Source organism: Fretibacterium sp., from assembly GCF_057312375.1.
Map to the genome: position 1 here is coordinate 1 of NZ_DBHLDX010000062.1, position 10,809 is coordinate 10,809.

Annotated in this window: 12 protein-coding genes; all 12 read left to right on the top strand. The window is 65.8% G+C overall.

Annotation, left to right across the window (positions count from 1 at the left end; all coding sequences use genetic code 11):
• The first annotated feature begins 235 nt into the window (after nucleotides 1-235).
• The 12 genes from ACO41U_RS08485 to ACO41U_RS08540 all read left to right on the top strand — a co-directional run bounded on the left by ACO41U_RS08485 (nucleotide 236) and on the right by ACO41U_RS08540 (nucleotide 10,369).
• Nucleotides 236-712, top strand: a complete 477-nt coding sequence (locus tag ACO41U_RS08485) for a hypothetical protein (protein ID WP_485943146.1) — start codon at nucleotides 236-238, stop codon at nucleotides 710-712.
• A gap of 47 nt (nucleotides 713-759) precedes the next feature.
• Complete coding sequence (locus tag ACO41U_RS08490; protein WP_485943148.1) at nucleotides 760-3,162, top strand: S8 family serine peptidase; 2,403 nt, start codon at nucleotides 760-762, stop codon at nucleotides 3,160-3,162.
• Nucleotides 3,163-3,315: 153 nt separating this feature from the next.
• Complete coding sequence (gene rsxC, locus ACO41U_RS08495; protein ID WP_298777678.1) at nucleotides 3,316-4,683, top strand: electron transport complex subunit RsxC; 1,368 nt, start codon at nucleotides 3,316-3,318, stop codon at nucleotides 4,681-4,683.
• A gap of 5 nt (nucleotides 4,684-4,688) precedes the next feature.
• A complete protein-coding gene (locus tag ACO41U_RS08500; protein WP_298777702.1) occupies nucleotides 4,689-5,648 on the top strand; it encodes an RnfABCDGE type electron transport complex subunit D in 960 nt (319 codons plus the stop codon).
• Complete coding sequence (locus tag ACO41U_RS08505) at nucleotides 5,645-6,247, top strand: RnfABCDGE type electron transport complex subunit G (protein ID WP_485943150.1); 603 nt, start codon at nucleotides 5,645-5,647, stop codon at nucleotides 6,245-6,247. Before ACO41U_RS08500 ends, ACO41U_RS08505 begins: the two co-directional genes overlap by 4 nt.
• Nucleotides 6,244-6,939, top strand: coding sequence for an electron transport complex subunit RsxE (rsxE, locus tag ACO41U_RS08510; RefSeq protein ID WP_485943152.1), 696 nt, complete (start codon nucleotides 6,244-6,246; stop codon nucleotides 6,937-6,939). Before ACO41U_RS08505 ends, rsxE begins: the two co-directional genes overlap by 4 nt.
• Nucleotides 6,940-6,941: 2 nt before the next feature.
• On the top strand, nucleotides 6,942-7,523 hold the full coding sequence (gene rsxA, locus ACO41U_RS08515) for an electron transport complex subunit RsxA (protein WP_485943154.1): 582 nt from the start codon (nucleotides 6,942-6,944) through the stop codon (nucleotides 7,521-7,523).
• Nucleotides 7,524-7,536: 13 nt separating this feature from the next.
• On the top strand, nucleotides 7,537-8,370 hold the full coding sequence (locus tag ACO41U_RS08520; RefSeq protein ID WP_298777688.1) for an RnfABCDGE type electron transport complex subunit B: 834 nt from the start codon (nucleotides 7,537-7,539) through the stop codon (nucleotides 8,368-8,370).
• Between the two features lie 276 nt (nucleotides 8,371-8,646).
• On the top strand, nucleotides 8,647-8,874 hold the full coding sequence (locus ACO41U_RS08525) for a Veg family protein (protein ID WP_298777690.1): 228 nt from the start codon (nucleotides 8,647-8,649) through the stop codon (nucleotides 8,872-8,874).
• A 229-nt stretch (nucleotides 8,875-9,103) separates the two neighbouring features.
• Nucleotides 9,104-9,529, top strand: a complete 426-nt coding sequence (locus tag ACO41U_RS08530; RefSeq protein WP_485943157.1) for a flavodoxin domain-containing protein — start codon at nucleotides 9,104-9,106, stop codon at nucleotides 9,527-9,529.
• Nucleotides 9,530-9,576: 47 nt separating this feature from the next.
• Nucleotides 9,577-10,023 (top strand): superoxide dismutase, Ni, encoded by a 447-nt coding sequence (sodN, locus tag ACO41U_RS08535; RefSeq protein WP_485943159.1) that lies wholly within the window; start codon nucleotides 9,577-9,579, stop codon nucleotides 10,021-10,023.
• The gene (locus ACO41U_RS08540; RefSeq protein WP_485943161.1) at nucleotides 9,998-10,369 is read left to right on the top strand and encodes a S26 family signal peptidase; all 372 of its coding nucleotides are present in this window, start codon (nucleotides 9,998-10,000) and stop codon (nucleotides 10,367-10,369) included. The genes sodN and ACO41U_RS08540 overlap by 26 nt, the downstream gene beginning before the upstream one ends.
• Nucleotides 10,370-10,809: the final 440 nt, after the last annotated feature.

Consider the following 10,809-nt stretch of genomic DNA (forward strand, 5'->3'; position numbering starts at 1 on the left):
GATGCTCCTTGATTGCTTTCAACAACTTTTGAAGATTAATCAGCGCTTCCTTAATATTATTATAGCAATCGGTGGAGCCCGGACGGCCGTCCGGATCGTGAGGAGAAGCGGGGTGCGCTATAATAGGACAAAATAAGGGAGCTCTCAGCAGGGCCGCAGGTGGCGGCGAGTTGGCGTATAATGAGTGTTGAAGTTAATTGTTAGTCAATCGTCGCAGTTCGAGGAGGTTCGCACGATGAAGAAGATAGGGTTTGCCCTGCGCTTCGCTGCGGCGGCTGCCCTGGCGGCGTCGTTTGCTGCGAAGGGGGCGGCTGCGCCGCAGGACGCCGAAACGGCGCTCCCCGCTTCGGGCGACGAGGCCGTCATGGAGGTCGCCGAGCCCGCGCCTGTCGGTGTGCCGGAGCCGAAGCTGGAGACGTCCGCAGCGGGCTTTGAGATCATAGGCCCGAATGGGGAGCGCACCGTCGTTCCCCTGGACCAACTGGAGGTGCGGGAGGCGACGGGCTCCCTGGAGGGCATAGAGGGTCAACAGATCACGCTGGCCGTGGGGGGGCGGAGGTACGTCTGCCCGCTGCTGGCGGAGTGTGCCTTTGCGGACGAGAAGGGCCGGCCGATGGACCGCGCGGCGTTCGCCCAGCGCTTCCTGCGGCGCTACGTCACGGTGGAGATGGAGAGGACGACGGGGACGGTCCTGTCGTGCCGGGCCATGTGATCGTCCGAGACGACGACGGTCCCATACGCTGAGAAGGAGGCTGTGTCTTGAGGAAACTGCGATCGATTTTGATCTCCGCGCTGGCGCTTGCCGCGCTGTTTGCCCTGACGGGAGCCGCAGCGGCCCGCTGCGTTCCAGGGGAGGTCCTGGCGGTCTTTAAGGGCGAGGGGGGAAGGGTGTCGGCCTCGTCCGTGCGCGTGGGGCGCGAAGCGTTCCGCGCGGCCTCCATTGCCGCTGCCGTGGGGGCGCGCGTGGAGGAAACCTACCCGAACCTCTCCGAGGCGGGAAACGGCGTCTTCGTGCGGCTGAGCGCCTCCTCCTCCAGTGAGGAGGAACTGGTGCGGAAGCTGCTCCAACGGGACGACGTGCTGGCCGCGTCGCCCAACTACGTCGTGCAGGCGTCCGCCAGAGAGCCGAACGACCCCGGCTTCCCCGCCCTGTGGGGGCTGAAGGCCATTAAGGCACCTGAGGCCTGGGACCTCGCGACGGGGAGCGACGACGTCTACGTGGCCGTGATGGACACGGGCATCGACACGACCGCGCAGCGCTTCGAGCTGGCGAATGTGGATGAGACCCTGAGCAGGAGTTTCTTGCCGAACAACTCCTCGTGGCAGGACGAGAACGGCCACGGCACTCACGTGGCGGGGACCATCGGCGCCAGGGGGAACAACGGCAGGGGCGTCGTGGGCGTGAACTGGAACGTGAGGCTGATCTCCCTCCGCACGATGGACAAGAACGGACTGGGCACGACGGGATGGATGATCGATGGGGTCGAGTACCTGATCGGATTGTTGAGGGACCGGCCGAACCTGAAGCTGGCGGCGCTGAACGCCTCGCTGGGGTGGTATGCTCCCGCTCTGGCGCCGGGAGCGCAGGGGAGCGATGTGGTGTGGCAGGTGCTCAAGGCCCTGGACAACATGAACCGGGTCGTCCTCGTCGTCGCTGCTGGAAACGAGAGGACGGAGATCGGCGTCCCGGCGCCGCAGGATGGTCCGAAACTTCCAGGGGCCAACGAACCCCTGTACAAGAAGGGGGAGTGCGCCTACCCCGCCTCCTACCGGGGGCTGCACAACATGATCGCGGTGGGGGCCGTGAGCTCTGACCTCACCTTCGCCGACGACTTCAGCAACTACAGCGGCACCTACGTGGACGTCGCGGCGCCGGGCGTGAACATCCTCAGCACGGCCTGCGCCGCGGATACGGCGGATCCGAAGGGTTGGCTGTTGTCCAACGATGTCTTGGTAGTCAGCATGAATGGCACCTCCATGGCGGCTCCCCACGTGGCTGGGGCGGCGGCCCTGCTAAAGGCCGCGGACCCGACGCGCACGGCGTACCAGATCCGGACGGCCCTGATCGAGGGGGCGGCGAAAAATCAGACGGCCCTCGCTGGTAAGGTGGCGGCCGGCCGCCTGCTGGACGTCAGGGGCGCGCTGGACTACCAGACGGCGCATGGGGATCTGCCGTCGGCCCCGACCCCGGGAGCGGACGACGTGCCCCCTGGCATCGTCGCCACCGACGGCCTGTCCTCCGACGTCATCGCCACGGACGGAAGCATCAGCGTGCTGAAGGGCGACGCCGTCGCAACGAGGGACATCGTCGCGTCCGGGGACGTCAGCGTGTGGAACGGCAGCGCCTCCGCCGGCCGGGACATCATCGCGGGCGGGGCCCTTGAGGTGTCGAGGGACATCCGCGCCGGCCGGGACATCCGGGCTGGAAGGGGGCTGAGGTCCTTTGGCGGCGTCACGACGAGCGGCAGCGCCGCCGAAAGGGGGCCGAAGTCCAGCAGGGTGTCGGCGGGCGGCAGCGTGCACGTCGTTGGGGACATGGTCGTCCTTGGGGGCATCGTCATCGAGGGGGACCTCTACGTGGACGGCGACCTGACCTATCAGGGGGTCTTCCAGGTGAAGGGCAAGGTGACCGTGACTGGCAGGATCAACGGCAAAAAACCGCAGAACCCGAGTCAGCCGGAAAGTCCCGACATCCCCGGCGACGTCCCCGACCCCGGCATCTCCGAAAGCTATATCCAGCTCGATTCGGAGAGCGTCGCCAGCGGCGTGGACCTGTCCTTCACCCTGATGGGGTGCCGGTACGACGAAACTGCCAAGAGGGCGCAGATCAAGGATTCCAAGGGGAACTACGTGGAGGTTCAGGCCCCGGAGGTCCTGATCGACGACACGCCCGTTCAGCATGATATCCGCTCCGGTGGCAGCGACTCGGCGCGCATCCGGGTGCCCGCCGTGGAGGTCCCGAAGGGCAGGGTCATCAGCCTGCGCGTGCGAGCGCGGGCCGTGAACGGGGATGCATTGCTGACCACGAGGTACAAGAACGTAAAGGTGGGGCGCGGCCAAAAGAGCAGCGGCGGCTCGGGCGGCGGGTGTGACGCGGGATTGAGCGCTGTGGCGTTGGCCCTGCCGCTTCTGGCCCTTTTCGCGCGGCGGAGGCGGGGTTAGCGGGCTGTAAGCTGCCCGCGAGGGCAGGACGGGGCGGCGGGCCTTGAACTTCAGGCCCGCCCGTTCTGCATCTGGCCGCGTCGCCTCGTGGGCGAATAGAACCAAACTTCGGTAACCCGGAGGTTTTGGATAGACTCAGTTGGGGGGAATAAGATGACGAACTTGCCGACGTTTCCTGGAGGGGTGCATCCGCCTGAGGGCAAGGCGCTGACCGCGGAGAAGGCGATTCAGCAGCTGGCGCCCAAGGGCGAGCTGGTCTACCCGCTGTCCCAGCACATTGGGGCGCCCTGCGCGCCCCTGGTGGCGAAGGGGGACCGCGTGCTGGTGGGCCAGAGGATCGCGGACACGGACGCCTTCGTTGCCGCGCCGATCTTTTCCTGCGTTTCCGGCACCGTGAAGGAGGTCGCGCCGCGCATGACGATCCCCGGCAACGTGGCGCCGTGCATCGTCGTCGAGAACGACGGCATGAACGAGCACGCGCCGACGCTGTTCGAGGAGCTGGGGCACCGGCCGAAGCCGGAGGAGTACGTCAAGCTCATCCGGGCGGCGGGCATCGTGGGCATGGGAGGCGCCTGCTTCCCGACCCACGTCAAGCTCTCGCCGCCCAAGGATCGGGTCATCCGATGGGTGATCGTGAACGGCGCGGAGTGCGAGCCCTACCTGAACTGCGACAACCGTCTGATGATGGAGCGCCCGGAGCCCATCATCGAGGGGTTGGAGATGTGCCTCAGCCTCTTTCCTGAGGCAAAGGGCGTCATCGCCATCGAGGCCAACAAGCCGGAGGCCATCCGCCGCATGGAGGGCGAGCTCTCGGAGCACGACCACACGCGCATCCAGGTGATGCCCCACAGGGTGAAGTACCCCCAGGGCGCGGAGAAGATGTTGATCGAATCCGTCACGGGGCAGGAGATCCCGCCTGGGGCGCTGCCCGCGGACGTGGGCTGCATCATCCTGAACGCCCGGACGGTGTGGCAGATCTGGCTGGCCCTGACCGAGGGACTTCCCGTGACGGACCGCGTCATCTCCGTGACGGGGGACGCCATTGCGGAGCCGAAGAACCTGTTGGTGCCCCTCGGCATCTCCGTCCGCGAGCTGATCGACGCGGCGGGCGGCTTCTGTGAGCCCCCCGTGAAGGTGCTGGCGGGCGGCCCCATGATGGGCATGTCCATGCGCTCCCTCGACGTGCCCGTGGTGAAGGGGACCTCCGGCATCGTGGCCCTGACGGCCAGGACGGCCCACGTGGAGCCCGAATCCAACTGTCTGCGCTGCGGGCGCTGCGTCGAGGCCTGCCCCGTTCACCTCGTGCCCTCCACGCTGGATCGTCTGGTGCGCCGGCGCGACTACAGCGTCTTTGAGGCCGAGGGCGGCATGAACTGCATCGAGTGCGGCTGCTGCACCTACGTCTGCCCGGCGTCGCGGCCCCTGACCCAGGGCTGCCGCGACGGAAAGGCCGCGGTGACGGCAGAGCGCCGGCGCGCGGCGGCCAAGGCGGCCCAGCAGAAAGCGGAGGCGAAGAAATGACTGCGATGACGGAACAAGACTTGAAGTTGATGGTTGCGAGCTCGCCTCACGTCCATTCGCCGCTCTCCACGCAGAAGATCATGGGTCTGGTGATCGCCGCCCTGGTCCCGGCCGGGGTGGCGGGCGTTCACTTCATGGGCTGGAGGGCTTTGGCCGTGATCGCCGTCTGCGTGGCCGCCAGCGTGGCTGCGGAGTACCTCTGGCAGCGCGCGACGGGGCAGACGGTCACGGTGTCGGACCTCTCCGCCGCCGTCACGGGGCTCCTGCTGGCCTACAACCTCCCGCCCTCCATCCCCCTGTGGATGGCCGCCTGCGGCGCCGTGTTCGCCATCGTCGTGGTGAAGCAGTTCTTCGGCGGCATCGGTGGGAACGTCATGAACCCGGCCCTGGCCGCGCGCGCCATGATGCTGATCTCCTGGCCCGTCGCCATGACCTCCTGGTCCCTGGACGGCGTCAGCACGGCGACGCCTCTGGCAGCGATGAAGGCGCTGAGCGGCGCGGGAGCGTCTGCCGCGTCCGGCCCGTCCTGGTCCACGGCGGACCTGTTGCTGGGGAACGTGGGGGGCTGCATCGGCGAAACCTCTGCGGCGCTCCTGCTCTTGGGGGGCGCGTTCCTGGTGTGGCAGGAGGTCATCTCCTGGCGCATCCCCGTGGTCTACACCCTCACGGCGGCCCTGCTGGCCGCACTGCTCCGGCACGGCGGCGGTATGATGCCGCTGCAGGAGGCCCTGACGGGAGGCCTTCTCCTCGGGGCCATCTTCATGGCGACGGACTACACCACGTCCCCCATGACGGCGCGGGGACAGGTGGTCTTCGCCGTGGGCTGCGGGGTCCTGACGGCCCTCATCCGCCGATTTGGGGGCTATCCAGAGGGCGTGTCCTATTCCATCCTGATCATGAACGCGACGGTGCCCTTGATCGACAGGGTGACGAAGCCCAGGATTCTGGGGGAGGTGCGGAGATGAACGCGGCAGTTGAGGAGACGAGCCTGCACAAGGCACTGCGCCTCGGCGGGACGCTGTTCCTCGTCACCGCCGTCACGGGGTTGGTCCTTGGCGGCGTGGAGCGGGGCACCCGAACGGCCATCCTGAAGGCCCGCATGACGGACCAGGCCAACGCCCTGAGGAACGTCATGCCGGAGGCGGAGACGTTCAAGGCCGTGGACGTCGCGCCGGAGGACGGGACCATCGTCGTGACCGGCGCCCAGGAGGCGCTGAAGGGAGACGCGCGCGTGGGGTACTGCCTCACGGTTTCCACCAAGGGCTACGGCGGCCCCATTTCCATGGTGGTGGGGCTGAAGGAGGATGGCTCCGTCAGCGCTATCCGCATCCTGACCCACGCGGAGACGCCGGGCCTCGGCGCGCACTCCGCGGAGCCGGCCTTCTACCGGCAGTTCGACGATCGGACGACCCTGCCGTTGAAGGTGGTGAAGGGCGCCGCGGAGGCGGGGGACGAGATATCCGCCATATCGGGCGCCACCATCACCTCGACCGCCGTCACGGCGGGAGTGAACGCCGCCGAGGACTACTGGAGCAGGAAGTTAAAGGGAGGCGAGAGCAGATGAGCCAAAATCCCCTCAGCATCATCAAGAATGGAATACTGACCGAGAACCCGACCTTCGTCCAGTGCATCGGCCTGTGCCCCACCATCGCCGTCACCTCGAGCGTCGAGAACGGCATCGGCATGGGGCTGGCGGCGACCTTCGTGCTGATCGCCTCCAACGCCGTCATCTCCATGCTGCGGAAGCTGGTCCCGGACGAGATACGCATCCCGATCTTCATCGTGGTCATCGCGGCCTTCGTCACAGTGATTCAATTCCTGATGGAGGGCTACGCGCCGGCGCTGAATCGGGCGCTGGGCATCTTCATCCCTCTCATCGTGGTGAACTGCATCATCCTGGCGCGGGCGGAGGCCTTCGCCTCCCGGAACGGCGTCATCGCCTCCATCTTCGACGGGCTGGGCATGGGCCTGGGCTTCACAGCCGCCCTGACCGTGCTGGGCGCGGTGCGCGAGGTCCTGGGGGCGGGCACGATCCTGGGCCTGTCCGTCGTCCCCGCAGGCTATCAGCCGGCGCTGCTGGTGATCCTGGCTCCGGGCGGATTTCTGATGCTGGGCACCTTCATGGCCCTGTTCCGCGCCGTTCAGGCGCGCCTTGCGGCCCGGCGCGGGGAGCCGGCTCCCGAAGCCCCTGCGGGCTGCGCCGCCTGCGCCATGAGCGGCAGCTGCCCCGGCGCCCGGGCCGAGAAGGAGGAATAAAGATGACGGAACTCTTTCTGCTCTTCGTGAGCTCCATCTTCGTCAACAACATCCTGCTGACCCGCTTCCTGGGCTGCTGCCCCTTCATGGGCGTGTCGAGCCGGCTCAAGACGGCGGTGGGCATGGGGGCCGCGGTGGTGTTCGTCATCGTGCTGGCCTCGCTCATGACCTGGCTGACCTACAATTTCCTGCTGGCGCCCCTGGGCCTGGAGTACCTCTACACCCTGGCCTTCATCCTGGTGATCGCGGCGCTGGTGCAGTTTGTGGAGCTGGTGCTGAAGAAGCTGAACCCGACGCTCTACAAGGCCCTGGGCATCTTCCTGCCCCTCATCACGACGAACTGCGCCGTGCTGGGCGTGGCGGTTCTGAACATGAGCGAGAAGTACACGCTCGCCCAGTCCCTCGTCAACGCCCTGGGGTCCTCCCTGGGTTTCCTGTTGGCCATCGCACTGATGGCGGGCATCCGAGAGCGCGTGGAAACGAATGAGGGCATTCCGGCCTGCCTCCGGGGATTGCCCCTGACGCTGATCACCGCCGGGCTGATGTCCATCGCCTTCATGGGCTTCACCGGAATGGGCAAGTAGGGGAGGGAACGCCATGAATTTCATGCACGATCTGATCGTTCCCCTGGCCCTGATGGGGGTCATGGGCGCCGTGTTCGGAGCGCTTTTGGCCATCGCCTCCGTGGTCTTTCAGGTGCGGCAGGACGAGCGGGTGGGGAAGATTCGTGCCGTGCTGCCGGGCGCCAACTGCGGCGGCTGCGGATACCCCGGATGCGACAGCTACGCCGACGGGGTGGTGAACGAGGGCGCGGGGACCAACCTCTGCGTCGTGGGCGGAAGCGCCGTGAGCGCCAAGGTGGCGGAGATCATGGGGGTGGCGGCGGAGGAGACCGTCCCCATGCGCGCCTTCGTCCGCTGTCTGGGCTCCCCCGCACGCTCCCCGCGCAAGGCCCTCTACAGCGGCATCGCGGACTGCCGTTCGGCGGCCATGGTGCCCGGCGGCTCCCCCAACGAGTGCCCCTTCGGCTGCATCGGCTTTGGCACCTGCACGAAGGTCTGCAACTTCGACGCGATCTTCATGGGGCCGGACGGCCTGCCCGTGGTGGACCGGGAGCAGTGCGTCGGGTGCGGCGCCTGCGTTTCGGCCTGCCCCAAGGACGTGCTGACGCTCATCCCGCAGACGTCGGACGTCGTCGTGGCCTGCGGCTCCCACTGGAAGGGCCCTGCGGTGCGTCGGGTGTGCTCCATCGGCTGCATCGGCTGTGGCCTCTGCGCCAGGGTCTGCCCGGTGGGGGCCATCACCATGGACCGGGACCTGGCGGTGATCGACCCCGCGAAGTGTACGAACTGCGGCCTCTGCGCCCAGAAGTGCCCCGCCAAGTGCATCGAGACGGGCCAGTCCCTGGCCGCCTGTGCCAAGACGGCCTAGAGGCGGCGGGGAGGCCGCGCCCTGACGAGGTTGAAGCGCTGCGAAGGAGATGGCCCCCGACGAGGGGGCCATCTATTTTCGTGTGACCGAGGCAGGTTTTGCGCGTTTCCTGCCGCGCTGGACGAGTGCAAGGTGAGGAGGCGGCTTAACCGGGCACGACGGGCTTGCTCCCCAATAAAGCCATCGAGCCTTGTGGATGTGGGGGCTAGCTCCATTTGCTTTTTTAAACGATCAGTGTTATACTTTAAAAAGTAAAAATGGAGGGAGTGTCTTTTTATGTCAAAAACTCTTACATCCATAAAAGATCAAATCATTTCTTACAAGGGGCGGCGGGTGCGCTGCCGCATGTCCAAGGGCCGCAACAGGGTGGAGGAAACGGAAGGGATCTTGACGGACGTCTATCCCAAGCTTTTCACGCTGTACAACAACTCGACGGAGAGCACCATTTCCTTCAGCTACGCTGAGGTCCTGACTCATGAGGTGGAGCTTGAGGTCGTCAACTGAACAATTTGCAGACGAGCCCCCGGTTTCCCGAACCGGGGGCCTTTGCGTTTTTTTGTGGCCGTCCGTCAGGGCCAGTGCGGCTGCCCGCGGCTGACGATCGCCCACGAAATTATCAAAAGCGCCGGATGATATGTAAAACAGTCCTTTGAGGGGCTGCATATTGAGTTCGACTATGCTAACATATCGTACTGTAGCTTTTTGCTTTTATATCGAGGGAGGGGAGATTGTAATGAACACGATCGGTCTGGCGTACTTCAGCAACACCGGAAACACGAAGGCCCTCGCGGAGGCCTTCAAGAGCGCGGTCGAGGCGAAGGGCGGCTCGCTCTATTTCTCGGAGGCCGCGGGCGTGGACAAGGCAGCTTTCTCTGCGACGGACGTCTGGGCGTTCGGCTCTCCGGCCTCCGGCACGGAGGAGATCAACGACACGGAGATCCTTCCGCTCATCGAAGAATTGAAGGATCGCCTGAAGGGGAAGAAGGTCTTCCTGTTCGGGTCCTACGGCTGGGGCGGAGGCGCGTTCATGGAAACGTGGAAGCAGGACATGGAGGGCAGGGGGGCCGTCATTGCGGCCGAGCCCGTAACCTGCCTCGAGGCCCCGGACGGCGCGGCGGAGAGTGCGATGAAGGCGGCGGCGGAGGCTCTGCTGGGCTGATGCGCGGGAGAACGTTTTTCAGAATCTCACGACGGGAGAGGAGTATCATGAAGGAAGAGAAGATTTTGTTTGCAGAGGCTCACTGCGACGGGCCCTGCGGCGTGTACGATCCCGCGGCGGCGCGGATCGCGGCGGAGGCGGTGCTCTCCATGACGAAGAAGCTGCTCGCGCTGGAGTGCCCCGACCCTAAGGACAAGGCGGCCTTCACCGCGTACCTGAACAGCTTCAGCCGCTATGACGCCATCAAGGAGGAGCAGGCCCAGGTCGCCAAGGCCGAGCTGCTCATCCTCTGGACGGACTACTTCAAGGCGCCGCACCTGGAGAAGTTTCCTCAGCTGCACGACCTGTTCTGGAAGGCGGCGAAGCTCTGCTCCGCCTGCAAGGTCGAGGTGAGCCTGAGCCACGCCGAGGAGCTGATGGACTGCATCAAGGAGGTCCACCGCATCTTCTGGGCCACGAAGGGGCGGGATGTTGCCTGGTATACGGCCAGCTGAGGCGCCGGAAGAGCTGACGGTCGTCGTCCGGGGCCACAGCATGTACCCCACCCTCAGGGACGGGGAACCGGTCGTGGTGGACCTGACCGCTTACCGGGAGGAAGCCCCGGCCGTGGGGGACGTCGTCCTGGCCCCTCATCCTTTCATGAGGGATGTGTGGATGATCAAGCGCGTCGTCGGCCTCGTCGCGGGAGGCCGCTGCGTCCTGCAGGGCGATAATGCCATGGAGAGCAGCGACAGCCGGAGTTTCGGCCCGATTCCCCTTCGGAAGGTCCGAGGGAGGGCGACGCGCAAGGCCGATGGCTCGCATCTGTCCCCGCCGCCGACGCAAGCAGATGCGCTTTGAAAGCTTGCAAGATGAAACCCGAAGGTCAGGCCGACGGCTAACGCCGCCGGCCTGACCCTTTGAGCCGAAAAACGGCTCTGGCCCCCGCCCGGCTGCTGCAAAGCCTTCTCCCTGATAAGCAATCTTATAACCCTGTCCGTTCTGCGATGGATCGCTCCGGTCGAGCGTCTGTTCCGAAAAGAATAGAGAAGATCGTTTCTGCCGGAAGCCGCGCTTTGCGACAGGGCCCTGGGGCTTTCGAGGCCCCTATCCTATGGAGGTCGATACGTCATGAGTGCAAGAGAACTGAAACAGCCGGCCACAGCGTTTGCCTCGCCCCGTTTCTGCAACGTCGGCAATTTTATGCGGATGGAGCGGGTTTCGGACCCCGATGGACTGGACTTTGCCGTCTACGGCATCCCCTTCGACACCGCCTGTTCCTATCGTTCCGGAGCCCGCTT

What these genes read in the sequence shown, in the direction of transcription:
- ACO41U_RS08485 (WP_485943146.1), top strand. Translation starts at nt 236, where the DNA reads ATGAAGAAGATAGGGTTTGCCCTGCGCTTCGCTGCGGCGGCTGCCCTG.
- rsxC (WP_298777678.1), top strand. Translation starts at nt 3,316, where the DNA reads ATGACGAACTTGCCGACGTTTCCTGGAGGGGTGCATCCGCCTGAGGGC.
- ACO41U_RS08500 (WP_298777702.1), top strand. Translation starts at nt 4,689, where the DNA reads ATGACGGAACAAGACTTGAAGTTGATGGTTGCGAGCTCGCCTCACGTC.
- ACO41U_RS08505 (WP_485943150.1), top strand. Translation starts at nt 5,645, where the DNA reads ATGAACGCGGCAGTTGAGGAGACGAGCCTGCACAAGGCACTGCGCCTC.
- rsxE (WP_485943152.1), top strand. Translation starts at nt 6,244, where the DNA reads ATGAGCCAAAATCCCCTCAGCATCATCAAGAATGGAATACTGACCGAG.
- rsxA (WP_485943154.1), top strand. Translation starts at nt 6,942, where the DNA reads ATGACGGAACTCTTTCTGCTCTTCGTGAGCTCCATCTTCGTCAACAAC.
- ACO41U_RS08520 (WP_298777688.1), top strand. Translation starts at nt 7,537, where the DNA reads ATGAATTTCATGCACGATCTGATCGTTCCCCTGGCCCTGATGGGGGTC.
- ACO41U_RS08525 (WP_298777690.1), top strand. Translation starts at nt 8,647, where the DNA reads ATGTCAAAAACTCTTACATCCATAAAAGATCAAATCATTTCTTACAAG.
- ACO41U_RS08530 (WP_485943157.1), top strand. Translation starts at nt 9,104, where the DNA reads ATGAACACGATCGGTCTGGCGTACTTCAGCAACACCGGAAACACGAAG.
- sodN (WP_485943159.1), top strand. Translation starts at nt 9,577, where the DNA reads ATGAAGGAAGAGAAGATTTTGTTTGCAGAGGCTCACTGCGACGGGCCC.
- ACO41U_RS08540 (WP_485943161.1), top strand. Translation starts at nt 9,998, where the DNA reads ATGTTGCCTGGTATACGGCCAGCTGAGGCGCCGGAAGAGCTGACGGTC.